Raw genomic sequence first — 24,955 nt, 5'->3', positions numbered from 1 at the left:
TCAGGGTGGACCTGTTTCAGCTTGGCACAGGGCGGCAGCGGTGCCGGGTCGAATACCGACACTGGGGATGACTGAAACCTGATCGATACGAAGCCGTGGCCTATTCGCTATGAATTCCGGGACCGACGGGCGGCCGAGGGACAGCCCGAGAAACGGCTTGCATTCCGGCCCCTCCCGGGGAATGGGGAGCGCACGGGACATGTTGACGGAAGGACCGGGACAGGCGGGGTGGCGTATCATTGGCATCCCTGCCTCATGGGCGGACACGGGACGGAACCACCCGTACGACACCAGTACGACAATTCGGATGAGGGGCGATCGAAGGCCGGACGGCCGAGGTATGAGCGAAACTTCAACAGGCATCAACGCGGCAGGACTCGACACCAGGGTGTTCCTCTTCGACTCGACGGAGCAGATGGTGCAGGCGCTGGGATCCAACGACGAGGCGCTGCGGCTGATCGAGGACTCCTTCCCCGGCGTCGGTCTCCATGCCCGCGGCAACGAGCTGACCATCACCGGTCCCTCGGCCGACGTGCTGCGGACCGAGCGGCTCGTCGCGGAGGTCCGTTCCATGGCGGCCAACAACGCGCCGGTCTCGCCCCAGGTCCTGGAGCAGCTGGTCAGCATGCTGAAGACGCAGAGCGCTGCCCGCCCGGCGGAGGTGCTGTCCGTCAACATCCTCTCCTCGCGCGGCAGGACGATCCGCCCGAAGACCCTCAACCAGAGCACCTACGTCGACGCGATCGACCGCAACACCATCGTGTTCGGCATCGGTCCGGCAGGTACCGGCAAGACCTACCTGGCGATGGCCAAGGCCGTGCAGGCGCTGCAGCACAAGGAAGTGAACCGGATCATCCTGACCCGGCCGGCCGTCGAGGCGGGGGAGCGTCTCGGATTCCTGCCGGGAACCCTCAACGACAAGATCGACCCGTACCTGCGCCCCCTGTACGACGCGCTGCACGACATGATGGACCCCGACTCCATCCCGCGCCTGATGGCGGCCGGCACCATCGAGGTGGCCCCGCTCGCCTACATGCGTGGCCGGACGCTCAATGACGCGTTCATCATCCTGGACGAGGCCCAGAACACCACCCCGGAACAGATGAAGATGTTCCTCACGCGCCTCGGCTTCGGTTCGAAGATGGTGGTGACGGGCGACATCACCCAGGTCGACCTGCCCAGCGGCACGAGCTCGGGCCTGCGCGTCGTCAGCGAGATCCTCCGCGACGTCGACGACGTGTACTTCAGCGAGCTCGACGCCTCCGACGTCGTCCGGCACCGGCTCGTCGGGGACATCGTCAGCGCCTACGGCACCTGGGACGAGACCCAGCGCGCCGCCCAGGCGCACACCGGCCGGCCGGCGGCCGTCCGATGAGCGTCGAGGTCAACAACGAGTCCGGGCACGACGTCGACGAAGCGTCCCTCGTCCGCCTGGCGAACTTCCTGCTCGAATCGCTCTTCGTCCACCCCGAGGCGGAGCTGTCGGTCATCCTCGTGGACGTCGCCGCGATGGAGAAGCTGCACGTCGAGTGGATGGACGAGCCCGGACCCACCGACGTGCTCTCCTTCCCCATGGACGAGTTGCGACCGGGTACGCCGGGCCGGGTGACGCCGGCCGGGCTCCTCGGTGACATCGTCCTGTGCCCGGAGGTCGCGGCGTCGCAGGGCGCCGCTGCAGGGCACAGCACGAATGAGGAGCTGCTGCTGCTGACGACCCACGGGGTCCTCCACCTCCTCGGTTACGACCACGCGGAACCCGAGGAGGAGAAGGAGATGTTCGGTCTGCAGCGCCAGCTCCTGTCCGATTTCCTCGGCGGTAACGCCCCTCAGGAGACGCGCGCTTGACCATCTGGCTACTCGCACTGATGGGGTTGCTCTTCGCGCTCACGGCTGCCCTCGTCACGGCCGCCGAGGCGGCCTTCAGCTACCTGCCGCGCCAGGAGGGCGAGGCCCTCGTGCAGGAGTCCCGGAGGGGGTCGATCAGCCGCATCCTCGACGCGCCCGTCGCCCACATGCACGCCCTCCGGTTCTGGCGGGTGTGGTTCGAGATGGCCGGTGCCGTCGCCGTCGCGATCCTCTTCCACGACCTGCTCGACAGCATCTGGCTGGCGGGACTCCTCGCCACCGCTGTGATGGCCGCCATCGGTTTCGTGATCGTCGGTGTGTCACCCCGTCAGCTGGGGCGCACCCACGCGCCGGCCGTCGTCCGCCTGACGGCCGGGCTCGTGTCCTTCCTGTGCGTGATCCTCGGCCCGATTCCCCGGTGGCTCGTGCGCATCGGCAGCTCGATCACACCGGGCGCAGCCCGCGACGAAGCCGCGTTCTTCACGCAGGAGGAGTTCAGGGAACTCCTCTCCCGTGCGTCCGACGCCGAGATGATCGAGGACAACGAGGCGGAGCTGATCCACTCGGTGTTCGAACTCGGCGACACCAAGGTCCGCTCGGTCATGGTCCCGCGCACCGACATGGTCACCATCGAGTCCGGATCGACGCTGAGCCAGGCCATGTCCCTCTTCCTCCGCTCGGGCTACTCCCGGATCCCCGTCATCGGAGAGAGCTCGGACGACATCCGGGGGCTGCTGTACCTGAAGGACGTCGTGGCGAACCTCCACGGACGGCCCGCGTCGAACCTCTCCCGTCCCGTCGACGCCGACTGCCGACCCGCGCGCTACGTCCCGGAGTCCAAGCCGGTCGGCGACCTGCTGCGCGAACTGCAGCGCGAGTCCACCCACGTGGCCATCGTCATCGACGAGTACGGCGGCACGGCCGGTCTGGTCACGCTCGAGGACCTCATCGAGGAGATCGTCGGCGAGATCGTGGACGAGTACGACTCCGAGGTGCCGGAGCAGGAACAGCTCGACGGCGGCGAGTACCGGGTCAGCGCCCGCATGGGGATCGACGACCTCGGTGAGCTCTTCGGGATCGACCTGGACGATGAAGAGGTGGACACGGTCGGCGGCCTGCTGGCCAAGACCCTGGGCAGGGTGCCGATCGTCGGATCAGAGGTCACAATTGACGGTATCGGGCTGCGGGCCGAACGCGTGGAGGGGCGCCGTAACAGGGTCTCCCACGTGATCACCTACCGCCTGCCGCCCGAGCACGCAGCGCACGACGAACGAGAGACGATAGAGGCTGACAATGAGCGACGCTAAGCACAGGGCCGGATTCGTCTCGCTCGTCGGACGGCCGAACGCAGGCAAGTCGACCCTCACGAACGCCCTCGTGGGGCAGAAGGTCGCCATCACCTCGGCCAAGCCGCAGACCACCCGCCACACCATCCGGGGGATCGTGAACCGCGAGGACTCGCAGATCGTCCTCGTCGACACCCCCGGACTCCACCGCCCCCGCACGCTGCTGGGCCAGCGGCTCAACGACCTCGTCGCCGACACCCTCTCCGAGGTGGACGCCGTGGGCTTCTGCCTTCCCGCCAACGAGAAGATCGGTCCCGGCGACCGCTTCATCGCCGAGCAGCTGGCCCGGTTGAACCGCAAGCCCCTGATCGCGGTGGTCACCAAGACGGATCTCGTGGACCGGCAGGCCCTCACGGAACAGCTCCTCGCCGTCGCGAAGCTCGGCACCGAGGTGGCGGGTGCCGACGGGTGGGCCGACATCGTTCCCGTCTCCGCCGCCGACGGATTCCAGGTGGCCACCGTCGCCGAGGTCTTCAGCAGGCACATGCCCGAATCCCCCGTCCTGTACCCGGACGGGCAGCTGACGGATGAACCGGAAGCCGTCATGGTGGCCGAACTGGTCCGCGAGGCCGCCCTGGAGGGCGTCCGCGACGAACTCCCGCATTCCCTCGCCGTCGTGGTGGAGGAGATGATCCCGAGGGAGGGGCGCAGGGACGACGATCCGATGCTCGATGTCCACGTCAACCTGTACGTGGAACGTCCGTCGCAGAAGGCCATCATCATCGGCAAGGGTGGCGCACGGCTCCGTGAGGTGGGGACGAACGCGCGCCGGGGCATCGAGGCCCTGCTGGGGACGAGGATCTACCTGGACCTCCACGTCAAGGTGGCCAAGGACTGGCAACGCGACCCCAAGCAGCTCGTCAAGCTAGGGTTCTAGCGGGCACTACTTCCCGGCACCGCTCGTTGGACCGCCGGGACACGCCGCCTGCAGGCCCATCCGGCCGACCGACTTTCTCACCTGCCACCGTGCACCGGTGCGCCGTCCGGCCGCCGTCCCGTACGTCCGACCAAGCACCCGAAGGAGCCCCGGCATGACCCGCCGACCATCCAGCGATGGCGCGCAGAGCGCCGGCGACGCCCCCGCGGCGGTCCCGGGTGATGCGTCCGTCGACACGGCCCCGGCCGGGCGGCACCTGGGCCGCGGGAGGCGGCACCGCGGGCTGGCCGTCGGGGCCATGGTGATGGCATCCGTGCTCCTCGCCGCCGTGGTGTTCGTCGCGGTCCAGGTGTTCCGCCTGCAGTCGAACGTCGCCACCTCCCCGCTCAACCTGGGGCAGAACGGGGAATCGGCGCTTCCCGTCGACTCCAGTACTGACCCCGTCCAGATCCTCATCCTCGGCACGGACACGCGGACGGGCAACTCGGGGAAGTTCTTCGGCAGCGAGGACGACTCGGCCGGGGAGGGCAATTCGGACGTCATGATGCTGCTGACGCTCTCCGCCGACCGGGAGGACGTCGCCGTCGTCTCGTTCCCCCGTGATCTGCTGGTGCCCCTGCCCAGCTGCGTGAACCCCGAGACGGGGGAGGCCTCCCCGGCGATGGATCTCGGCCAGCTGAACGGCGCGCTCGGCGAGGGCGGTCCCGGATGCACCGTCGCTGCGATCAACAATCTGACCGGACTCTCGATCGACCACTTCATGATGGCGGATTTCGATGCGGTCAAGGAGCTGTCCTCCACCCTCGGCGGCGTCGAGGTCTGTGTCGAGGAACCCGTGGACGACGAGTACTCCGGTCTGACCCTGCCCGCAGGGACCAGTGAGGTGGAGGGGGACCAGGCCCTGGCCTTCCTGCGGACGCGCCACAGTTTCGGCGACGGGGGCGACACGGGGCGCATCGCGGCGCAGCAGTCCTTCATGGCCTCCATGGCCCGCAAGGTGCGCGCCGAAGGCACCTTGACCAATCTGCCCCGTCTCTATGCGATCGCCGACACCGTCACACGCAACCTCACGGTGGACGAGGGCCTGTCCAGGCCCGTGGAACTGCTGAAGATCGCCGACCGCATGAAGGACGTCGACCTCGGCAACATCGCCTTCGTGACGGTCCCCACCGAGCAGTGGGTCGAGGATCCCAACCGCCTCGTGCTCGACGAGGAGGCGGCCGCGCCGCTCTTCGACGCGCTGCGCGAGGACCGGGGCCTCACCGAGGACGAACCGGAACCCTCGGCCACGCCGACCGCTCCCGCGACGCAGGCACCCACCACGCAGGCCCCCGCCACCCCGGAGGCCCCGGTGGTCGATCCGGGGTCGGTCCCGGTCCTCGTCGTGAACGCCACCTCGGACCCGGAGCGGGCGGCCGAGGTGCAGAAGATCCTCGTCGCGGCCGGGTACACGCAGGCCGCACCCTACCCGTCCGTGCCGGCGGAGTTGTCGCAGGTCTATTTCAGCTCGGGCTACGAGGCGGCCGCGGCGGATCTCGCCGCCCGGTTCGGCGTGCCGCAGAGCCAGGTCACCCTCGACGAGTCGGCGGCCGGGGTCCAACTGCTCGTCGGTGCGGACCTGGCGACGGGCTCCAGGGTCGTCGTGCCGCCGCTCGGCAGCGCGCTGGAGGGACAGACCGCGGACGAGGTCACCTGCCAGTCCTCGTCGGGCCTGTAGGGAAGGCTCCCCGGGACGCAGGCCGGCCCCCGCGTCCGGGGGACACGGGGGCCGGTCGGTTCCCTGCGGTGCGGCCTACCAGATCCGCACGCGGTCCTCGGGCTCCAGCCACAGCCGGTCCTCCGCTCCGAGGCCGAAGGCCGCGTGGAACTCGTCCAGGTTCCGGACCACCTGGTTGCAGCGGAATTCGTTGGGGGAGTGCGGATCCACGGTCAGGCGGCGCTTCGCCTCCTCCGGCCGGATCTTCTGCTGCCAGCACGTGGCCCAGGAGAGGAAGAAGCGCTGGGTCCCGGTCAGTCCGTCGATCTCCGGCGCCTGAGCACCCCCGAGGCTCAGCAGGTACGCGCGGTAGCTGATGCCGAGCCCGCCGAGGTCGCCGATGTTCTCGCCCAGGGTGAGTTCGCCGTTGACGCTCTGTCCCGCGACCTCGGACGGTTCGAGCGCCGCGTACTGGGCGACGAGCCGCCCGGTCAGGGCGTCGAACGCGGTCCTGTCCGCCTCGCTCCACCAGTTGCGCAGGCGCCCGGTGCCGTCGAACTGGGACCCTTTGTCATCGAAGCCGTGGCCGATCTCGTGGCCGATGACCGCACCGATCGCTCCGTAGTTGACGGCGTCGTCGGCCTCGATGTCGAAGAACGGGGGCTGGAGGATGGCCGCCGGGAAGACGATCTCGTTCATGGTGGGCATGTAGTAGGCGTTGACGGTCTGCGGTGTCATAAGCCAGGTGCCGCGGTCGATCGGTCCGCCCAGCTTGTCGAGCTGCCGACGGTGCTCGAACTCGGCGGCGCGGAGCACGTTGCCGTGGAGGTCGGATGCCTGCACCTCGAGCGGGCCGTAGTCGATCCACGTCTCCGGGTAGCCGATCTTCGTGGTGAACTGCGAGAGCTTCTCGAGGGCGCGCTCCCGCGTCTCGTCCGTCATCCACGCCAGGGACGTGATGCTCGCTTCGTAGGCGGCGATGAGGTTGCCGACCAGTTCGAGCATGGCGGCCTTGTGTGTCGCCGGGAAATGCCGTTCGACGTACCGCTGCCCGATCGCCTCGCCGACCGCACCCTCGACCAGGGCGACGCCACGCTTCCAGCGGTCCTTGATGCGGGGAGTCCCTGCGAGGTGCGTGCCGTAGAACGCGAAGGCGGCATCTACGAACCGCTCGTCGAGGTAGTCGGCCGCGTGCAGCAGGACGCGGCTCTGGAGCCACTCGCGCCAGGTGCCGAGGTCCTCGGAGCGCAGCGCGGCGTCGAGTCCGCGCACGAACTCCGGCTGGTTCACCACGAGCTCCGCAGCCTGGTCCGACGTGTCGGTGATGATGCGCAGCCACGGGAGGAGATGGTCCGACAGCCCGGCGACGGCGTCGTGCTGCACCAGGTTGTACGTCTTCTGCGGGTCCCTCCGCTCCACGGACCCCATCGACGACGCCGCGAGGCGCGTCTCGAGCGCGAGCACGCGGGCCGCGGCGCCGGCCGGATCAGTGGTCCCGCCGAGTTCGAAGAGCTGCGCGAGGAGCTCCCGGTACCTGTCGCGGGTCTCGGCGAAACCCTCCTCGCGGTAGTAGGACTCATCGGGCAGGCCGAGGCCCGACTGGTACAGGTGCAGCAGGTAGCGCTCGGGATTGCCGGCGTCGTTGCTCACGTACGGCGCCACGAAGCCCTGGACGCCGGAGCGGGTGAGGCCGGCGCTGAGGTCGACGAGGTCCTCGACCGTGGCCGCCGCCCGGATGCGTTCGAGCAGGGGCACGATCGGCGCGGTACCCTCGGCCTCGATGCGCGCCGTGTCCATGAAGTCCGCGTACAGGGTGCCGATCTTCGCGTCCAGCCCCTCCGTGGAACCGTCCGCCGCCTGCGCCGCGGCCTCCTCGATGATGGTCCGGACGGCGAGCTCCGAGGCATCGCGCAGGGCGGTGAACGAGCCCGTGAGCGGTCGGTCGTCGGGGATGACCGTGTCCTTCAGCCACACGCCGTTCGCGTGCCGGAAGAGGTCGTCCTGGGGCCGGATGGTGGTGTCGAGAGTGGCCGGATGGAAGGTGCTGATCGTCATGATGGCTTCCTGATTCCTCGTGGTGCGGCGGGCCGGCACTCGTCCGAGCGCCCCCGGGAGCCATCCTATGTGCCGTGCTATCGTGGCACTGTGCGTGCACAGAGAACTTTTCTTCGGTGCCGCGGCGAGGCCAACTAGGACTCAGAGCCACTGGCCACCCCTCGCCGCGGTGTTCGCGTTGCCCGGCCGCCGGCACACTCAGTTCCCATAGACAGGGCCGATTTCCCCATGCGAAACGCACAGAAGACCTCCGGTATGCCGTTCGGCAAGTACCGCCCCTTCCAGGACCAGATCACCGTTGAACTGCCCGACCGCACCTGGCCGGACCGCGTGATCACGAAGGCGCCCCGCTGGTGTGCCGTCGACCTCCGCGACGGGAACCAGGCCCTGATCGACCCGATGAACCCCGAACGCAAGCACAAGATGTTCGATCTGCTCGTCCGGATGGGCTTCAAGGAGATCGAGGTCGGCTTCCCGTCGGCGTCGCAGACCGATTTCGACTTCGTCCGCCAGCTCGTCGAGGGGGACCGCATCCCCGACGACGTCACCATCCAGGTCCTGACGCAGTCGCGCGAACACCTGATCGAGCGGACCTACGCGTCCCTCGAGGGGGCGGACCGTGCGATCGTGCACCTCTACAACTCCACGTCGGTGCTGCAGCGGCGCGTGGTGTTCAACCAGGACCAGGACGGCATCATCGACCTCGCCCTCCAGGGCGCCCGGCTGTGCCGCAAGTTCGAGGAGAACATGGGCAGCACGGCGATCACCTACGAGTACTCCCCGGAATCCTTCACGGGGACCGAGCTCGAGTTCGCCGCACGCATCAGCAACGAGGTCTCAGCGGTGTTCGAGGCCTCCGCCGACCGGCAGGTGATCCTGAACCTGCCCGCCACCGTGGAGATGGCGACGCCGAACGTGTACGCGGACTCCATCGAATGGATGAGCCGCAACCTCACGGACCGGGACAGCATCATCCTGTCGCTGCATCCCCACAACGACCGCGGCACCGGGGTGGCCGCGGCGGAACTCGGGTACCTGGCCGGCGCCGACCGCATCGAGGGGTGCCTGTTCGGCAACGGCGAGCGGACCGGCAATGTGGACCTGGTGACGCTCGGCATGAACCTGTTCAGCCAGGGCATCGACCCGGAGATCGATTTCTCCGACATGGACGGCATCCGGCGCACCGCCGAGTACTGCAACCAGCTCAGCGTGCCCGAGCGGTCCCCCTACGGCGGCGACCTCGTGTTCACGGCCTTCTCCGGCTCCCACCAGGACGCCATCAAGAAGGGCTTCGAGAGCATGGAGCGCGACGCCGCCGACGCCGGCGTCGGTGTCGACGACCTCCCATGGGCCGTCCCGTACCTGCCGATCGACCCCAAGGACATCGGCCGGTCCTACGAGGCCGTCATCCGGGTGAATTCGCAGTCGGGCAAGGGCGGGGTGGCCTACCTGCTCAAGAACGAGCACAGCCTCGACCTGCCGCGCCGCGCGCAGATCGAGTTCTCCGGTGTCATCCAGCGCCGTACGGAGACCCAGGGCGGAGAGGTCAGCGGTGCGCAGCTGTGGTCGGTGTTCCAGGACGAGTACCTGCCCACGCGCACCGAGGGCGGCTCGGAGGCCTGGGGCCACTACGAGCTCACCTCGGTCAACACGGATACGGCGGAGGACGGCTCGTTCAAGCTGGTCGCGACGCTCCTGGTCGACGGCGTGCAGCAGCGGAAGGCTTCCCAGGGCAACGGTCCCATCGATGCCCTGCTCACCATCCTCGGCCAGGACGGCGTGGACGTCCGTGTCCTCGACTACACCGAGCACGCCCTGTCCTCGGGCGGCAACGCGCGTGCCGCCGCCTACGTGGAGTGCGCCGTCGGTGAACGCGTGCTGTGGGGCGTCGGTATCGACGCGAACACCACGATGGCTGCGCTGAAGGCCGTCGTCTCGGCGGTCAACCGGGCCATCCGCGACGCCGCCTGAACCCCGTCCGGTCCCGACCTGCCGCCCCCGCCGTCCCGCGCCGAGCGGACCTGCGGGGGTGGCAGGTGGAAGAATGGTCCAGTGCCCTCCTCGTCAGCATCACGCACCTACCGCACCGAAGGTGTCGTTCTGCGCACCTACAAGCTCGGCGAGGCGGATCGCATCATCGTCCTCCTGACGCGGGAGCACGGGCAGGTCCGTGCCGTCGCCAAGGGCGTCCGCCGGACCAGCAGCAAGTTCGGTTCCCGGCTGGAACCGTTCATGGCCGTGGATCTCCTGCTCGCGCACGGACGGAACCTCGACGTCGTCACCCAGGCCCAGACGAAGGGCGCCTACGGCCACGGCATCGCCTCGGACTACGGCCGCTACACCGCCGCCACCGCCATCGCCGAGACCGCCGAACGCCTCACGGACCTCGGAGAGGCAGGAGGGGCGCAGTACGCGCTCGTCGCCGGGGCGTTCTCCGCCCTGAGCCGCGACCTGCACCCCTCGGAGCTCATCCTCGATTCCTACCTGCTGCGCGCCCTGGCGACGGCGGGGTGGGCCCCGAGCTTCACGGACTGCGCCCGCTGCGGTGCGCCGGGCCCCCACTCCGCCTTCTCCGCGCCGCTCGGTGGCGCGGTCTGCCCGGCCTGTCGGCCGCCCGGCTCGGCCTCGCCGGCACCCGCGACCATGGAACTGCTCGGCGCGCTGCTCACGGGCGACTGGTCGGTCGCGGACGCGTCGGAGGCCGGCGCGCGGCGCGAGGCCGCTGGTCTCGTCGCCGCCTTCCTGCAATGGCACCTCGAACGCGGGGTCGCCTCCCTCAAACATGTGGAGCGTGTATGAACAACCCGGCCCGACCCGTGGCGCCGTGGCCCCACCCGAGCGGTGAGCAGGCACCGTCCATCCCGCGCCAGTTCGTCCCCGACCACGTGGCGATCGTCATGGACGGCAACGGCCGCTGGGCCAACGAGCGCGGCCTGCCCCGCACCGAGGGGCACAAGGCCGGGGAGGCGGCCCTGCTCGACGTCATGGCCGGCGCGATCGAGATCGGCGTCCGCCACGTCTCCGTGTATGCCTTCAGCACCGAGAACTGGAAGAGGTCCCCCGAGGAAGTGCGGTTCCTGATGGGGTTCAACAAGGACGTTCTGAGGCGCCAGCGCGACCAGCTCGACGCGTGGGGGGTCCGGATCCGGTGGTCGGGGCGCCGGCCGAAGCTGTGGCAGTCGGTCATCCGCGAACTGGAGGAGGCCGAGCGGCACACCGCGGGCAATACGACCTGCACCCTGACGATGTGCGTCAACTACGGCGGACGCGCGGAGATCGCCGACGCCGCGCGGGCCATCGCCGAGGACGTCGCGGCCGGCACCCTGAAGGCCTCGTCGGTGAGCGAGAAGACCGTGCAGCGCTACCTCGACGAGCCGGACCTCCCCGACGTCGACCTGTTCCTGCGCACCTCGGGTGAGCAGCGGTTGTCGAACTTCATGCTGTGGCAGTCCGCCTACGCGGAGATGGTCTTCATGAACACGCTGTGGCCGGACGTCGACCGCCGCACCCTGTGGCGCGCCATCGAGGAGTACGCCGCGCGCGACCGCCGGTACGGCGGAGCGGTGGACCAGGCGGCGGACCGGGTGTCCTCCTGACGCGTCGGCGGCCTCAGCCGGGAAGGGGCCGCCCCGGCGTCCGGTACCCCACGGGGACCTGCGCGTCCATCCACCCGGCGGCCGCCCGGACCGCGGCGCCGCGGACCTCGGGTCGGGACAGGAAGACGTCGTGCAGTGCGCCGGGCAGGCGCCGGATGGTGACGTCGTGCCCGAGTTCCGCCGCCCGGCGTACCATCGGCACCACGTCGAGGATGATGTCGGACTCCAGCATCGACTCGTTCCAGGTGGCGCCGATCACGGACGCCGTGGAGCACAGGACCAGGACCGGAGCATCCACCGTGACGCCCCGGGCCAGGGCCCGGTGGCCCGCCAGGACGGCCGCGAGCCACCCGGCCCGGATGGGGAAGCCCGTCTCGGGCCGCCAGACCGGGTCGATCCGCCATTCGCCGTCGAGCGTGTCGCTGATGCTCCTGAAGTAGAACCCCAGTGCGGGAAGGCGCAGCCGTGCCTTCGGCCGACGGCGCGAGAGGGTCTCCAGGATGCCCTGCGCGGCGGTGCGCAGCAGGGTACTGCCCTGGGTGTCGAGCCACGGACTGTTGAGGACGAGCGCCGCGATCCTCCCCGGGTTGCGGGCCGCCCACAGCGTCGCGGTGAGCCCGCCGGTGGAGTGCGCCATCAGGACGACCTCCGGGTCGATCCCGGTTCCCGCGCGCGCCGCCAGCCGCGCCCGCAGCGCGGCCAGTGCCGCCTCGATGTCGGGGTCGTACTCCTCGAGGGACAGGGCGAAGCCGGGTGTCTGGCCGGGCAGCAGGCTGCGGCCGTATTTGTGCAGGTCCAGCGCGAAGAACGCCCAGCCCCGCGCGGAGAGCGCTTCGGCGAGCTCGGCGTGGAAGAAGTAGTCGCTGAAACCGTGGATGTAGAGCACGGCCCGGGTGGGGCTCGATGGTCCGGTGCGGGCACCGGGCGACGCGTCCGGCTCGTACGCCACGAGGGTCGCCACCCGCGCGCCCTCGTCGTCGGGCTCGAGAGGGAGGGTCAGTGTGCGGAAGGGATCGCCCAGGATGTCCACCGACCAGCTCTCGTCCATGCCCCGACCCTACCGGCGCGCCCCGCCGGGCGCCGGGTCCTCCTGTCGAGTTGGCGCCCGCCGGGGCAGCGTGGAACTCTGGTGCCATGCGCTTCTACCCGACCTTCTTCAGGATCGTCTTCTCCGGGATGGACGCCGAACGGGCCCACAGGATCGGTTTCGCCCTGATCCGGGCGGTCGACCTCACACCGGTCGGCTGGGCCCTGCGCCGTCTCTGCGCGCCCGACCCGAGCCTCGCCACCACCGCCTTCGGCGTGGAGTTCCCCTCGCCGTTCGGACTCGCCGCGGGCTTCGACAAGGGCGGCAGGGGAGTGCTCGCCCTCACCGCGCTGGGATTCGGCCACGTGGAGATCGGCACCATCACCGGCCGGGCCCAGCCGGGCAACCCTGCGCCGCGCCTGTTCCGGCTCGTCGAGGACCGGGCCGTCATCAACCGGATGGGCTTCAACAACGACGGCGCCGTCGCCGCCGCTCCCCGCCTCCGGGCGGCCCGGCAGCGGCTGACGCGCCGCTCCGGCGGACAGCAGCGGCCGGTGGTCGGCGTGAACATCGGCAAGACCAAGAAGGTCGACATCGCCGACGCCGTCGCCGACTACCTCGTGAGTACCGAGCAGCTCGCCCCCGTGGCCGACTACCTCGTGGTCAACGTGTCCTCGCCGAACACGCCGGGGCTCAGGCTGCTGCAGAGCGTCGAATCGCTCCGCCCGCTGCTCGAGGCGGTGCGCAGCACGGCGGACAGCGCGGCGGGTCGGCATGTGCCGCTCCTCGTCAAGATCGCCCCCGACCTCACGGACCAGGACCTCGACGACGTCGGCGCCCTCGCCCTGGACCTCGGCCTCGACGGGATCGTCGCCACCAACACCACCATCACGCGCGAGAATCTTGCCACCGACCCCGCCACCGTGATGGCCATGGGCGTCGGCGGCCTCAGCGGGGCGCCCCTGAAGGCACGCTCGCTGGAGGTCCTCACCCGGCTCCGGTCCGCCGTGGGCGACCACCTGGCCATCGTCTCCGTGGGCGGCGTCGAGACGCCCGACGACGTCCTGGAGCGGCTCGAGGCAGGTGCCACGCTGGTCCAGGGGTACACGGCGTTCCTCTACGAGGGTCCGTTCTGGGCGCGCAGGATCAATCGCGGACTGCTGCGGGCCCGGCGCACCTCACCGGCCTGAGCTGCGGTGGACGCGAGAGAGCCGGGCCCGCGGGCCCGGCTCTCGGTGGTGCACCGCACCTGCACGGTGCGTGTCGAACGGTCAGGCGGGGTACTGGCCCCGGCGGACCTGCGGCTTGGGCAGGCGGAGGCGCCGGAGCTGCAGGGCGCGGGTGACGCCGTACCAGAGGTCGCCCTGGTTGGGGGACCCGAACTTCTCGGTCAGCTTCTTCTTCAGCTTGCGGCGCAGCAGGACGCAGTCCACGATCACCGCGACGATCAGGACCCAGAACGCCATCAGCACGGCACTCTGCACGGCGAGGGACTGGAAGAAGCTGAGGATCACGAACACGAGGGCGGCGATCATGAGGAACTCGCCGATGTTCACCCGGGCGTCGACGAACTGGCGGATGTACCGGCGGTTCGGGCCCTTGTCGCGCAGGGGGAGGTAGCGTTCGTCGTCGGTGTCGAGCGCCCGCCGCATCCTCGCGCGCTCGTCCCGCACCGTGGTGCGGCTCTGGTCGCGCGCCGCCTTCCGGTCATTGGGCACGAGGGGCCGCTTGCGGGCGGCCTCCTGCACGCTGCGCTTGGGCGTGGGCGCGCCCTTTCGCTGCGCGCGCTGCGCCTCGGGGGTGCTTGAAGCGCTGTCAACGGCTTCCTGGGCAGAGGGGGCTTCTTTGTTTCGTCCGAACACCCCCTCAGGATACCGGGTCCGCGCCCGCCGGAGGCCGAGCCCCGACCACCGCTCCCGGCGGGGCGCCGGCCTCCGACCTCCGGGTGCGGCGTGTGTAGGGTTCTGGCATGACTTCCGTGAACACCCCGACCGACCACCCGCACGATTCCCCGCGTGTCGGCGACCGGCTCCGCGCCAGCGTCGACGCGTCCTTTCCCCGCATCGTCGAGCAGCTCTCGAGCCTCGTCACCATCCAGGGCATCGCCTGGGACGCATTCGACGCCCACGAGCTCGACCGCAGCGCCGAGGCGGTCGCGGACCTGATCCGCGGCGTGGGGATCGACGACGTCCGCATCCTGCGCGTCGACAACGACGGCACGCCGGGCGGTCCCGCCGTCGTCGCCCGCCGCGCCGCGGCCGACGGGCAGCCGACCGTCCTCCTCTACGCCCACCACGACGTGCAGCCGCCCGGGGACCCGGCGCTCTGGGAGTCCGAGCCGTTCGTCGCGACGGAGCGCGACGGCCGGCTGTACGGCCGCGGCGCGGCCGACGACAAGGCGGGCATCATGGCGCACATCGGCGCGTTCGGGGCGCTCACCGAGGTGCTCGGCGACGCCTTCGGCGTGGGCGTGACCCTGTTCATCGAGGGGGAGGAGGAAGCCGGTTCGCCGACCTTCCGGTCCTTCCTCGAGACCTATCGGGACGACCTCCAGGCCGACGTCATCGTGGTCGCGGACTCCAGCAACTGGAAGGTGGGCGTGCCCGCCCTGACCACGAGCCTGCGGGGACTCGTGGACGGCACCATCGAGGTGCAGGTCCTCGACCACGCCGTCCACTCGGGCATGTTCGGCGGCCCCGTGCTGGACGCCCCGACGCTCCTGTCCCGGCTGATCGCGACACTGCACGACGACGCCGGCGACGTCGCCATCGCGGGCCTGCACGGCGGGGACCACGCGGACGTGGACTACGACGAGGACGACTTCCGGGCGGATGCCTCGGTGCTCGACGGCGTACGCCTCGCCGGGACCGGGTCCATCGCCTCCCGGCTGTGGCACAAGCCCGCACTGTCCATCATCGGCATGGACATCCCGTCCGTCGCACTGTCCTCCAACACGCTCCTTCCGCGGGCCCGCGCCAAGTTCAGCCTGCGGCTCGCCCCCGGACAGGACCCCCGGGCCGCGATGGAGGCCGTCCGGGCCCACATCGAAGCCCACGCACCGTTCGGCGCCCGGGTGACGTTCACGCCGGGGGAGACGGGAAGCCCCTTCCGGACGGACACCACGGAACCCGCATCCCGGCTCGCCCTGTCGGCGCTCGAGGAGGCCTGGGGCGTCCAGGCCGTGGAGGCGGGCATGGGTGGCTCGATCCCCTTCATCGCCGACCTCACCGAGCTGTTCCCGTCCGCGCAGATCCTCATCACCGGCGTGGAGGACCCGGACTCCCGTGCGCACAGCGCGAACGAATCACTGCACCTCGACGAGTTCCGGAAGGCGGTCCTGGCCGAGGCGATCCTCCTCGCCCGCATCAACGACGGCGGACTCACCCGTAGCTGAACGGTGAAGAACGCGGCGGGGCGGAAATGTTTCCGCCCCGCCGTCCGTTATCACTGGTGCGGGCCCGGCGTACGATGAAGGAAAGCCGTGCGCGCCATACCGCGGACGGCACTGAGAGCGGACACACCACGGTGGGGTCCGAGCGAGGAGAAACACCATGAGCACATCGACCACCGACACCGGATCCGTCCAGGATTCCGCGGAACTCACCGCGCACGAGGTCAACCTGTCCGACGTCGCGGCAGGGAAGGTGCGCAGCCTCCTCGAGCAGGAAGGCCGGACCGACCTCAGGTTGCGCGTCGCGGTCCAGCCCGGCGGCTGCTCCGGCCTGATCTACCAGTTGTACTTCGACGAGCGTGTCCTCGACGGTGACGCGGTCCGCGACTTCGACGGCGTCGAGGTCATCGTGGACAAGATGAGCGTCCCGTATCTGTCGGGCGCATCGATCGATTTCGAGGACACCATCTCGAAGCAGGGCTTCACCATCGACAACCCCAACGCGGGCGGATCCTGCGCCTGCGGGGACTCCTTCCACTAGCACGCCGACAGGGCCCGGAACGTCACCGACGAGGTGTGTTCCGGGCCTTTTGCGTGTCACCGGATCGCGGGTCTTCCGGGTAAGCTCTACAGTGAGTAGTAAAACTGGATGTGCACCCCGGGCCGCTTCACGGGCGGGTGGCAACGCACGTAGAAAAGGAAGGTCCGTCTGTGATTTCGCAGGACCGAACCGGTAGCAAGCGCGTCAGGATCACGAAGATCTCCAGCATCTCGCTGGTCGGCGCCCTCCTACTGACCGGCTGTTCGGCAGAAGCCCAAAGGGGCTGGCTTCCGGCAGACCGGGACAACACCAACCACACCGGGGCCATCACCGATCTGTGGGTCAACTCGTGGATCGCGGCCATGGTCGTCGGCATCATCACGTGGGGCCTGATCATCTGGTGCATGGTCGCGTACCGTCGCCGCAAGAACGACACCGGGTACCCCCGGCAGATCAGCTACAACCTGCCGCTCGAGATCTTCTACTTGACCATCCCGCTGTTCATGGTCCTCGTGTTCTTCTACTTCACGGAGCGCGACATCGCGACCATCGACGCCCGCGTCGAGGATCCCGACGTCATCGTGGACGTCCGCGGCAAGCAGTGGTCGTGGGACTTCAACTACGTCAAGGAAGACAAGTACTCCACGGGCGTCCAGGGGAACCTGAACGGTGAAGAGGGCGTACCCGAGAACCTGCCGACCCTGTACCTGCCAGTCAACCAGTCCGTCGAGCTCCAGCTCAACGCACGCGACGTGCAGCACTCGTTCTTCGTCCCCGGATTTCTGATGAAGCGCGACCTGTACCCGGGCCGCACCAACTACATCAACCTCACTCCGACGAAGGAGGGGGTGTTCGCCGGCAAGTGCGCCGAGCTGTGCGGCCAGTACCACTCGGAGATGCTCTTCAACGTGGAGGTCGTCTCGCAGGAGGAGTTCGACGCGCGGATGGCGCAGCTCGAGGACGGCCAGCTCGGCGACGAGTACGACCGCGATTCCTATCCCGAGGACGATCCCGATACCGACCCAGCCAGGAGCAGCAGCTGATGTCCACCTTCGAATACACCCTTGAGGAAGCCGGCACCGTCGCGGCTCCGCGTGTAGTTCCGAGGTCCAAGGGACGCATCGTCGTCAACTGGATCACCTCGACCGACCACAAGACCATCGGGTACATGTACCTGATCGCGTCCTTCGTCTTCTTCTGCTTCGCCGGCGTCATGGCCCTCATCATCCGGGCGGAGCTGTTCGAGCCGGGTATGCAGGTCCTGCAGACGAAGGAACAGTACAACCAGCTGTTCACGATGCATGGCACCGTGATGCTCCTGATGTTCGCGACCCCGCTGTTCGCGGGCTTCACGAACGTCATCATGCCGCTCCAGATCGGCGCCCCCGACGTCGCCTTCCCCCGCCTGAACGCCCTGGCTTTCTGGTTCTTCCTCTTCGGCAGCACGATCGCCGTCTCCGGCTTCATCACCCCGCAGGGTGCCGCGTCGTTCGGCTGGTTCGCCTACGCGCCGCTGTCCAGCACGACGTTCTCGCCGGGCGTGGGTGGAGACCTGTGGGTCTTCGGTCTCGCGCTGTCGGGCTTCGGCACCATCCTCGGTGCCGTCAACTTCATCACCACGATCATCTGCATGCGTGCCCCGGGCATGACCATGTGGCGCATGCCCATCTTCACCTGGAACGCACTGATCACCTCCATCCTCGTCCTGATGGCCTTCCCGCCGCTCGCCGCCGCGCTGTTCGCGCTCGGCGCCGACCGTCGCTTCGGCGCCCACATCTTCGACCCGGAGGCCGGTGGAGCCATCCTCTGGCAGCACCTCTTCTGGTTCTTCGGCCATCCCGAGGTGTACATCATCGCGCTGCCGTTCTTCGGCATCGTCTCCGAGATCTTCCCGGTCTTCAGTCGCAAGCCGATCTTCGGCTACAAGGGCATCGTCTACGCGACGATCGCCATCGCGGCACTCTCCGTGACCGTGTGGGCGCACCACATGTACGTCACCGGCGCCGTGCTGCTCCCGTTCTTCGCCTTCATGACCATGCTCATCGCGGTACCCACCGGCGTGAAGTTCTTCAACTGGATCGGCACCATGTGGCGCGGGTCCATCACGTTCGAGACGCCAATGCTGTGGAGCCTCGGCTTCCTCGTGACGTTCCTCTTCGGAGGGCTCACGGGCATCATCTTGGCGTCACCGCCGCTGGACTTCCACGTCTCCGACACCTACTTCGTGGTCGCGCACTTCCACTACGTGGTCTTCGGGACCGTCGTGTTCGCGATGTTCGCGGGCTTCTACTTCTGGTGGCCCAAGTTCACCGGCAAGATGCTCAACGAGCGCCTCGGCAAGATCCACTTCTGGATGCTGTTCCTCGGCTTCCACGCCACGTTCCTCATCCAGCACTGGCTCGGCGTCGAGGGCATGCCCCGCCGCTACGCGGACTACCTGCCGGAGGACGGCTTCACGGCGATGAACCAGTTCTCCACCATCGGGTCCTTCGTGCTCGGCGCCTCGCTGATCCCGTTCTTCTGGAACGTGTACATCACCTGGCGGACCGGCAAGAAGGTCGAGGTCGACGACCCGTGGGGCTTCGGCGCCTCGCTGGAGTGGGCGACGTCATGCCCGCCGCCGCGTCACAACTTCACCTCACTGCCGCGCATCCGGTCCGAGCGCCCCGCACTCGACCTGCACCACCCCGAGCTGCAGCAGACGCACACCCCCGATGACAGTGCCGCCAGCTTCATGGGTGCCGCTGACCGAAAGGACGCCGACGCATGAGGATCGAGACGAAGCTCTTCACCTACCTGACGCCGTTCTTCCTGCTGGTGGGCACGGTGTACGGGTTCATGGTCGAATGGATGGAGCCGGTCGGGTTCCTCGGTCTGTACCTCACGGCCGGCCTCTCCGGGATGATCGGTTTCTATCTCGGCTTCACCGGCAAGCGCGTGGGCGACCGCCCGGAGGACCGACTCGACGCGGAGATCCACGAGGGTTCCGGCGAGCAGGGGCACTTCAGCCCGTGGAGCTGGTGGCCCCTGGTGCTCGGCCTGTCCGCCGCGACCAGTTTCGCCGGCCTGGCGGTCGGCTTCTGGATCCTCTACATCGGCATGGGGCTCGCCGTGATCGCCCTGGTCGGCTGGGTATACGAATACAGCCGCGGGTACCACGCCCACTGATCCGAACCCCCGTAATCCGAAAGGGAGCCCGCCATGTGCGGGCTCCCTTTCGTTCGTCCGGCGTCGTACAGTCGTAGTGCCGTCCGACGCCCCGATCACAGGAGATGGAATGTATGGCCGTGGTGCCGCGACGCTTCGACGCCGAACCGCTCGACGACGCATCAGCAACACCGAAGCATGTGCAGCTGCGCGAGAGCCTCAGGCGCTACATCCGCCGGTTCGGTGAACCCGGAGCGGGGATACCGTCCGAACGGGCTCTCGGCAGCTACTACGGGGTCGCGCGCATGACGGTCCGTCACGCCATCGACGCCCTCGTCGCCGAGGAGGTGCTGGAGCGCGTCGTGGGTCTCGGCACCTTCGTCGCGCGCAGCAAGATGGATCTGCACATGAAGATGACGTCCTACACCGAGGAGATGATCCGCCGGGGGATGGTCCCCGACGCGCGGGTCCTCAGCTTCGAGCAGCAGGGGGCCTCGCCCCTCGTTGCGCGGGAACTCCGGATCGAGATCGGGCAGCCCGTGGTGCGCTTTCGACGCCAGCTCCTCGCCGACGGTGAGCCCATGAGCGTCGACGAGAACTTCATCCCGTCCCACCGCGTGCCGGGTATCCTGGACGATCCTCCACCCACGTCTCTCTACAACGTCCTGAGCGAGAAGTACGGGCTGGTCATGGAGTGGGGCGAGGACACCATCGAGGCGACGGCCGCCTCGCCGTCGATCGCGCGCCTGCTCAACGTGGAGATGAACGCGCCCCTGCTGAGGATCCAGCGGCACGCGTACGTGGCCCGCACCATGGTCGACTACTCCGTCTCCTACTACCGCGCCGACCGGTACAAGCTGTGGGTGCCCCTGCAGCGCCCCGGCGTCCGCACGCCGCGCGCCTACAGCGCCCAACGCCTTCACTAGCCCCAGCCGGCCGTCCTGAGCCGCTGGGGCGCACGCTCCAGGAAGCCCACGGGAACGCAGAAGGACCCGGACGGTGACGTCCGGGTCCTTCTGTCAGCCTGCCGGGGGTTGGCCGCTAGTGACTGGCGATGGACTCGCGGTCCTTCGCGCCGGCGACCTCGCCGTGGTGATCTCCGTGCGACGCCTCGAGTTCCTTCGGCGTCACCGGTACCACACGGTCCTCGAAGAAGAAGCGGGACACACGGCCATGGGCCTTGTCCAGGAGCGAGATCTTGCCGTTCTCGTCCGGCTTCGGCACCGTGACCTCGGGCGACTCGAAGGCGGTCAGCTTGTACCGCTTGTAGTCGTCCACCGGTTCGTGGACCTCGATGAACTCGCCGTGCGGCAGGCGCACGATGCGTCCGGTCTCGCGGCCGTGGAGGGCGATCTCGCGGTCCTTGCGCTGCAGCGCGAGGGAGATCCGCCGTGACGCCATGAACGCGAGGATCGGACCGAAGATCACGAGGAAGCGCAGCCAGTACGTGACGTCATTCAGCGACACCATGAAGTGCGTGGCGATGAGATCGGAGCTCGCGGCCGCCCACATGACGCAGTAGAACGTGACTCCTGCGACGCCGATCGCGGTGCGGGTCGGGGCATTGCGGGGACGGTCGAGCAGGTGGTGCTCCCGCTTGTCCTTCGTGACCCAGGCTTCGACCCACGGCCAGGCGAACATCGCGGTGAACACGATCATGGCGGGGACGAGGGCGGGGATCAGGACGTTCAGGGACAACGTGTTGACGCCCCAGGGGAAGGGGAGCAGGAACTCGAAGTCGAAGTTGTCACCGAGCGTCCCGGGCATGAGGCGCAGCGCGCCGTCCACCCAGCCGATGTACCAGTCGGGCTGGGTACCGGCGGACACGGGGGAGGGGTCGTACGGGCCGTAGTTCCAGATCGGGTTGATCGTGAACGCTGCGGAGATCGCGGCGAGGACACCGAACACGATGAAGAAGAATCCACCGGCCTTCGCGGCGTACACGGGGCCGACGGGGTAGCCGACGACATTCGTGTTCGTCCGGCCGGGGCCGGGGAACTGCGAGTGCTTGTGCAGCACCACCATGAACAGGTGGATACCGATCAGCAGCAGGATGACCGCCGGGATCAGGAGGATGTGCAGCACATAGAGTCGGCCGATGATCATGGTGCCCGGGAATTCCCCTCCGAAGAGGAAGAAGCTCAGGTAGGTTCCGACCACGGGGATGGCCTTCATGACGCCGTCGATGATGCGCAGCCCGTTGCCGGAGAGCAGATCGTCGGGGAGGGAGTACCCCGTGAAGCCGGCAGCCAGGCTGAGGATGAGTAGGGTGCAGCCGACGACCCAGTTGAACTCGCGCGGGCGGCGGAAGGCCCCGGTGAAGAACACGCGCAGCATGTGCACCGCGACCGAGGCGACGAAGAGCAGGGCCGACCAGTGGTGGATCTGGCGCATCAGGAGCCCGCCACGGACGTCGAAGGAGATATCCAGCGAGGATGCGTAGGCGACGGACATCTCGACGCCGCGGAGGGGCAAGTAACTGCCCTCGTAGTGCGTCTCGGCCATCGAGGGATCGTAGAAGAAGGTGAGGAACGTGCCGGTGAGCAGCAGGATGACGAACGTGTACAGTGCCACCTCGCCGAACATGAAGGTCCAGTGGTCCGGGAAGATCTTCCGCCCGAACTCCTTGACGATTCCGGAGCCGCCGACCCGTGAGTCGACGTAGTCGGTGACCTTACCCGTGCGTGTCTTCGGCGCATAGGGTTGTGCCGCGGTTGAGCTGCTCATGTCAGCCTCGCTCCCAGAAACTAGGTCCTACGGGTTCTTGGAAATCGCTGGACGCGACGAGGTAGCCCTCGTCGTCGACCTCGATCGGTAGCTGTGGCAGCGGACGCGCAGCCGGACCGAAGATCACCTTGCACTCTTGTTCGAGGTCGAAGGTGGACTGGTGGCAGGGGCACAGCAGGTGGTGCGTCTGCTGCTCGTACAGTGCCACCGGGCAGCCGACGTGGGTGCAGATCTTGGAGTACGCGACGATGCCGTCGTACGCCCAGTCCTCGCGCCCGGGGGAGGGGTTGAGCTCTTCGGGATCGAGGCGCATGAGGAGGACGACGGCCTTGGCCTTCTCCTCGAGCTTGTGCTCTGCCTCGTTCAGTCCTTCGGGGATGACGTGGAATGCCGAACCGATGGTCACGTCCGACGCGCGGATCGGCGTGCCGCTGGGATCGCGGGTCAGGCGGACACCCGTGTCCCACATGGTCTGCCTCAGCACGTTCCCCGGGAGGGGGCCCAGGTCGCGGAAGATGACGATCGCCGGGAGCGGAGCAAGGAGAGCGGCCCCCAGGAGGGTGTTCCGGATGAGGGGACGCCGCTTGATGCCTGACTCGTCGAGGATGTCGTTGACGATCTTCTCGGCGTCGCGGCGGTCCTGCTCTGGACGGATCTCGTGACGCTGCTCCGTGACCTCGTGGTCCGGCATGAGTGTTTTGGCCCAGTGGACGATCCCGACGCCGATGCCCAGCATCGCGAAAGCGGTCCCCAGACCGAGCATCAGGTTCTGGAGCCGCAGCCGCGCGATGGTCTCGTCGAGCGGTACGAGGAAGTACCCCGCGAAGAACAGCAGCGTCCCGAGGACGGAGATGAAGAACAGCAGGGCGACCTGGCGTTCGGCACGCTTCTCGGCACGCGGATCCCGGTCCGCGAGGCGCGGGCGGTGGGGCGGAAGGCCCGGGTTCTCGAACTCGTCCAGCGCCCGCCCTGGCGTCGCAACGGTGACCGAGCTTCCGGGAGCGCCGTGACTAGAGTCGGCCATGATCCCTCTTATCTTTCATTAGGTACTGCGAGTCTGTAATTGATTCGTTCACGGGGCGCTCCCGGATGGTCAGGAGGAGCGCGACGTGAGCCACACGGTGAACGCGATGATGACGCCGAGCCCGGCGACCCAGATGAACAGGCCTTCGGAGACCGGTCCGAGCGAGCCCAGATCCGCTCCGCCCGGGGAGCCCTGCTCCTCGATCGTCTTCAGGAAGGCGATGATGTCCTGCTTGTCCTCGGGGCTCACATTGGCGTCGCTGAAGACCGGCATGTTCTGCGGGCCGGTGACCATGGCTTCGTAGATGTGCTTCTCGCTGACGCCGTCGAGGGACGGGGCGTACTTGCCGCGGGTCAGGGCGCCACCGGCGGCTGCAGCGTTGTGGCACATCGCGCAGTTCACCCGGAACAGCTCCCCACCGTGGGCGGGGTCGCCCTCGGACGCGTCGAGGATCTCCTCGGAGGGGATCGAGGGACCGGCGCCGAGCGAGGCCACGTACGCGGCCATCTGGCTGATCTGCTCCTCGGTGAACTGGACCGGCTTGGCCTGCGCCTGGGGGCCGTCCATCTGCATGGGCATGCGCCCCGTGCCGACCTGGAAGTCGACGGAGGCTGCGCCGACGCCGATGAGCGACGGTGCGGCGTCCGACCCCGTGGCGCCCATGCCGTGGCACGAGGCACAGTTCGCCGAGAACAGCTTGCTGCCCTCTTCGACGTCGTCGGCAGTAAAGGTCGTGGTCTGAGCCTGCGCCTCGTTGGCGGTACTGGCTGCGGCGTAGATTCCGCCGGTGAGGAGGAGTGCCATCAGGAGCAGCGCCAACGCTGCGAGTGGGTGACGCCGCCTCTGGGAGAGTGCCTTCACGGGGTGGTTCCTGCCTTTTTCGATGCGAGCGCTGCGGAGATTCTTCAGTGAATTCTACCTCTAGTAGAAGAGCCTACAGGAGGAGTCACTGGAGGAAGTAGATGATGATGAACAGGCCGATCCAGACCACGTCGACGAAGTGCCAGTAGTAGGACGTGACGATGGCGGAGGTGGCTTCGAAGTGCCCGAACTGGCGGGCGATGAATGCGCGGCCGATGATCAGCAGGAAGGCGACGAGGCCGCCCACCACGTGGATCCCGTGGAAGCCGGTGGTGATGTAGAAGGCCGATCCGAAGGCGTTGGAGCTCAGGGCGACGCCTTCCGCGACCAGCTCGGCGTACTCGTACGCCTGCACCGAGACGAAGATCGCGCCCAGGAGGAACGTGAGCAGGAACCACTCGACCATGCCCCAGCGGGAGAACTGGAAGAGCCCGCCCGTCCTGCGGGGCTGGAGGCGCTCCGCGGCGAACACGCCGAACTGGCAGCTGAACGAGCTCGACACCAGAATGACGGTGTTCACGAGCGCGAACGGGACGTTCAGCTTCTCGGTCTCCATCGCCCACATCTCGCCCGAGGTGGAGCGCAGGGTGAAGTACATGGCAAAGAGGCCGGCGAAGAACATCAACTCGCTGGACAGCCACACCACGGTTCCGACGGAGACCATGTTGGGGCGGTTCAGAGCGGGATGCGGGGCGGCGCTGGGGGCTTGGGTCGCAGATGTCACAGACTCATTATGTCCCCAAGATCAGCGCGATCACCAACGCGAAACGGCCGTCGCGAGGGCCGTGGCGGGGCGGGGGACGTGTTACGCCCGTGATTCCG

General features: G+C 68.3%; 22 protein-coding genes. 15 read left to right on the top strand and 7 right to left on the bottom strand.

Annotated features, from left to right (window positions below):
• The first annotated feature begins 340 nt into the window (after positions 1 to 340).
• The 5 genes from AC4D2F_RS02680 to AC4D2F_RS02660 all read left to right on the top strand — a co-directional run bounded on the left by AC4D2F_RS02680 (position 341) and on the right by AC4D2F_RS02660 (position 5,785).
• A complete protein-coding gene (locus AC4D2F_RS02680) occupies positions 341 to 1,375 on the top strand; it encodes a PhoH family protein (protein ID WP_104165121.1) in 1,035 nt (344 codons plus the stop codon).
• The gene (gene ybeY, locus AC4D2F_RS02675; protein WP_490909399.1) at positions 1,372 to 1,845 is read left to right on the top strand and encodes an rRNA maturation RNase YbeY; all 474 of its coding nucleotides are present in this window, start codon (positions 1,372 to 1,374) and stop codon (positions 1,843 to 1,845) included. Before AC4D2F_RS02680 ends, ybeY begins: the two co-directional genes overlap by 4 nt.
• Positions 1,842 to 3,152, top strand: a complete 1,311-nt coding sequence (locus AC4D2F_RS02670) for a hemolysin family protein (RefSeq protein WP_490909398.1) — start codon at positions 1,842 to 1,844, stop codon at positions 3,150 to 3,152. The genes ybeY and AC4D2F_RS02670 overlap by 4 nt, the downstream gene beginning before the upstream one ends.
• Positions 3,139 to 4,068, top strand: coding sequence for a GTPase Era (era, locus tag AC4D2F_RS02665; RefSeq protein ID WP_490909397.1), 930 nt, complete (start codon positions 3,139 to 3,141; stop codon positions 4,066 to 4,068). The genes AC4D2F_RS02670 and era overlap by 14 nt, the downstream gene beginning before the upstream one ends.
• Positions 4,069 to 4,222: 154 nt before the next feature.
• Positions 4,223 to 5,785, top strand: a complete 1,563-nt coding sequence (locus tag AC4D2F_RS02660; protein WP_490909396.1) for an LCP family protein — start codon at positions 4,223 to 4,225, stop codon at positions 5,783 to 5,785.
• 75 nt (positions 5,786 to 5,860) lie between these two features.
• Here AC4D2F_RS02660 and AC4D2F_RS02655 read toward each other — a convergent pair whose 3' ends face one another.
• The gene (locus AC4D2F_RS02655; protein ID WP_490909395.1) at positions 5,861 to 7,819 is read right to left on the bottom strand and encodes a M13 family metallopeptidase; all 1,959 of its coding nucleotides are present in this window, start codon (positions 7,817 to 7,819) and stop codon (positions 5,861 to 5,863) included.
• A gap of 228 nt (positions 7,820 to 8,047) precedes the next feature.
• Here AC4D2F_RS02655 and leuA point away from each other — a divergent pair, with 228 nt between their 5' ends.
• The 3 genes from leuA (at position 8,048) to AC4D2F_RS02640 (ending at position 11,415) form a co-directional block, all read left to right on the top strand.
• A complete protein-coding gene (gene leuA, locus AC4D2F_RS02650) occupies positions 8,048 to 9,790 on the top strand; it encodes a 2-isopropylmalate synthase (RefSeq protein ID WP_104165112.1) in 1,743 nt (580 codons plus the stop codon).
• Positions 9,791 to 9,871: 81 nt separating this feature from the next.
• Positions 9,872 to 10,618: a DNA repair protein RecO gene (gene recO, locus AC4D2F_RS02645; RefSeq protein ID WP_490909394.1), complete on the top strand. Its 747-nt coding sequence runs from the start codon at positions 9,872 to 9,874 to the stop codon at positions 10,616 to 10,618.
• The gene (locus AC4D2F_RS02640; protein ID WP_490909393.1) at positions 10,615 to 11,415 is read left to right on the top strand and encodes an isoprenyl transferase; all 801 of its coding nucleotides are present in this window, start codon (positions 10,615 to 10,617) and stop codon (positions 11,413 to 11,415) included. Before recO ends, AC4D2F_RS02640 begins: the two co-directional genes overlap by 4 nt.
• 13 nt (positions 11,416 to 11,428) lie before the next feature.
• Here the strand turns inward: AC4D2F_RS02640 and AC4D2F_RS02635 are convergent, their stop codons facing one another.
• On the bottom strand, positions 11,429 to 12,463 hold the full coding sequence (locus AC4D2F_RS02635) for an alpha/beta hydrolase (protein WP_490909392.1): 1,035 nt from the start codon (positions 12,461 to 12,463) through the stop codon (positions 11,429 to 11,431).
• An 86-nt stretch (positions 12,464 to 12,549) separates the two neighbouring features.
• Here AC4D2F_RS02635 and AC4D2F_RS02630 point away from each other — a divergent pair, with 86 nt between their 5' ends.
• Positions 12,550 to 13,632, top strand: coding sequence for a quinone-dependent dihydroorotate dehydrogenase (locus AC4D2F_RS02630; RefSeq protein ID WP_104165105.1), 1,083 nt, complete (start codon positions 12,550 to 12,552; stop codon positions 13,630 to 13,632).
• Positions 13,633 to 13,713: 81 nt separating this feature from the next.
• Here AC4D2F_RS02630 and AC4D2F_RS02625 read toward each other — a convergent pair whose 3' ends face one another.
• Complete coding sequence (locus tag AC4D2F_RS02625) at positions 13,714 to 14,304, bottom strand: DUF3043 domain-containing protein (RefSeq protein WP_490909391.1); 591 nt, start codon at positions 14,302 to 14,304, stop codon at positions 13,714 to 13,716.
• A gap of 107 nt (positions 14,305 to 14,411) precedes the next feature.
• Between AC4D2F_RS02625 and AC4D2F_RS02620 the strand changes: the two genes are divergently transcribed.
• From AC4D2F_RS02620 to AC4D2F_RS02595, 6 genes are all read left to right on the top strand, one after another.
• On the top strand, positions 14,412 to 15,836 hold the full coding sequence (locus tag AC4D2F_RS02620; protein ID WP_490909390.1) for a dipeptidase: 1,425 nt from the start codon (positions 14,412 to 14,414) through the stop codon (positions 15,834 to 15,836).
• 157 nt (positions 15,837 to 15,993) lie between these two features.
• Positions 15,994 to 16,374, top strand: a complete 381-nt coding sequence (locus AC4D2F_RS02615; protein ID WP_104165099.1) for a HesB/IscA family protein — start codon at positions 15,994 to 15,996, stop codon at positions 16,372 to 16,374.
• Between the two features lie 170 nt (positions 16,375 to 16,544).
• Complete coding sequence (gene ctaC, locus AC4D2F_RS02610) at positions 16,545 to 17,417, top strand: aa3-type cytochrome oxidase subunit II (protein ID WP_104165097.1); 873 nt, start codon at positions 16,545 to 16,547, stop codon at positions 17,415 to 17,417.
• Positions 17,417 to 19,144, top strand: a complete 1,728-nt coding sequence (ctaD, locus tag AC4D2F_RS02605) for an aa3-type cytochrome oxidase subunit I (RefSeq protein ID WP_490909389.1) — start codon at positions 17,417 to 17,419, stop codon at positions 19,142 to 19,144. Before ctaC ends, ctaD begins: the two co-directional genes overlap by 1 nt.
• Positions 19,141 to 19,542 carry a cytochrome c oxidase subunit 4 gene (locus tag AC4D2F_RS02600; protein ID WP_104165093.1) on the top strand — a complete coding sequence of 134 codons (402 nt, stop codon included), beginning with the start codon at positions 19,141 to 19,143 and terminating at the stop codon, positions 19,540 to 19,542. Before ctaD ends, AC4D2F_RS02600 begins: the two co-directional genes overlap by 4 nt.
• A 113-nt stretch (positions 19,543 to 19,655) precedes the next feature.
• Positions 19,656 to 20,447, top strand: coding sequence for a GntR family transcriptional regulator (locus AC4D2F_RS02595; protein WP_104165091.1), 792 nt, complete (start codon positions 19,656 to 19,658; stop codon positions 20,445 to 20,447).
• A gap of 115 nt (positions 20,448 to 20,562) precedes the next feature.
• Here AC4D2F_RS02595 and qcrB read toward each other — a convergent pair whose 3' ends face one another.
• The 4 genes from qcrB to ctaE all read right to left on the bottom strand — a co-directional run bounded on the left by qcrB (position 20,563) and on the right by ctaE (position 24,857).
• Positions 20,563 to 22,248, bottom strand: coding sequence for a cytochrome bc1 complex cytochrome b subunit (gene qcrB, locus AC4D2F_RS02590; protein WP_490909388.1), 1,686 nt, complete (start codon positions 22,246 to 22,248; stop codon positions 20,563 to 20,565).
• A 1-nt stretch (position 22,249) separates the two neighbouring features.
• Positions 22,250 to 23,272, bottom strand: coding sequence for a cytochrome bc1 complex Rieske iron-sulfur subunit (gene qcrA, locus AC4D2F_RS02585; RefSeq protein ID WP_490909387.1), 1,023 nt, complete (start codon positions 23,270 to 23,272; stop codon positions 22,250 to 22,252).
• A 69-nt stretch (positions 23,273 to 23,341) separates the two neighbouring features.
• Positions 23,342 to 24,133 (bottom strand): cytochrome bc1 complex diheme cytochrome c subunit, encoded by a 792-nt coding sequence (gene qcrC / locus AC4D2F_RS02580; RefSeq protein ID WP_104165085.1) that lies wholly within the window; start codon positions 24,131 to 24,133, stop codon positions 23,342 to 23,344.
• A gap of 85 nt (positions 24,134 to 24,218) precedes the next feature.
• Positions 24,219 to 24,857 (bottom strand): aa3-type cytochrome oxidase subunit III, encoded by a 639-nt coding sequence (gene ctaE, locus AC4D2F_RS02575; protein WP_104165083.1) that lies wholly within the window; start codon positions 24,855 to 24,857, stop codon positions 24,219 to 24,221.
• Between the last annotated feature and the right edge of the window lie 98 nt (positions 24,858 to 24,955).

Source organism: Arthrobacter sp. TJ-263, from assembly GCF_058269155.1.
Note: the sequence above shows the minus strand (reverse complement) of the source record. Positions and strands in the feature narration are given on the sequence as shown.

Bases quoted from the DNA above. Each gene is read 5' to 3' on its own strand.
- ybeY (WP_490909399.1), top strand. From the start codon at position 1,372: ATGAGCGTCGAGGTCAACAACGAGTCCGGGCACGACGTCGACGAAGCG.
- AC4D2F_RS02655 (WP_490909395.1), bottom strand. From the start codon at position 7,819: ATGACGATCAGCACCTTCCATCCGGCCACTCTCGACACCACCATCCGG.
- qcrA (WP_490909387.1), bottom strand. From the start codon at position 23,272: ATGGCCGACTCTAGTCACGGCGCTCCCGGAAGCTCGGTCACCGTTGCG.
- AC4D2F_RS02595 (WP_104165091.1), top strand. From the start codon at position 19,656: ATGGCCGTGGTGCCGCGACGCTTCGACGCCGAACCGCTCGACGACGCA.
- AC4D2F_RS02680 (WP_104165121.1), top strand. From the start codon at position 341: ATGAGCGAAACTTCAACAGGCATCAACGCGGCAGGACTCGACACCAGG.
- AC4D2F_RS02600 (WP_104165093.1), top strand. From the start codon at position 19,141: ATGAGGATCGAGACGAAGCTCTTCACCTACCTGACGCCGTTCTTCCTG.
- qcrB (WP_490909388.1), bottom strand. From the start codon at position 22,248: ATGAGCAGCTCAACCGCGGCACAACCCTATGCGCCGAAGACACGCACG.
- AC4D2F_RS02635 (WP_490909392.1), bottom strand. From the start codon at position 12,463: ATGGACGAGAGCTGGTCGGTGGACATCCTGGGCGATCCCTTCCGCACA.
- ctaD (WP_490909389.1), top strand. From the start codon at position 17,417: ATGTCCACCTTCGAATACACCCTTGAGGAAGCCGGCACCGTCGCGGCT.
- AC4D2F_RS02620 (WP_490909390.1), top strand. From the start codon at position 14,412: ATGACTTCCGTGAACACCCCGACCGACCACCCGCACGATTCCCCGCGT.
- AC4D2F_RS02640 (WP_490909393.1), top strand. From the start codon at position 10,615: ATGAACAACCCGGCCCGACCCGTGGCGCCGTGGCCCCACCCGAGCGGT.
- leuA (WP_104165112.1), top strand. From the start codon at position 8,048: ATGCGAAACGCACAGAAGACCTCCGGTATGCCGTTCGGCAAGTACCGC.
- AC4D2F_RS02660 (WP_490909396.1), top strand. From the start codon at position 4,223: ATGACCCGCCGACCATCCAGCGATGGCGCGCAGAGCGCCGGCGACGCC.
- AC4D2F_RS02615 (WP_104165099.1), top strand. From the start codon at position 15,994: ATGAGCACATCGACCACCGACACCGGATCCGTCCAGGATTCCGCGGAA.
- era (WP_490909397.1), top strand. From the start codon at position 3,139: ATGAGCGACGCTAAGCACAGGGCCGGATTCGTCTCGCTCGTCGGACGG.
- AC4D2F_RS02630 (WP_104165105.1), top strand. From the start codon at position 12,550: ATGCGCTTCTACCCGACCTTCTTCAGGATCGTCTTCTCCGGGATGGAC.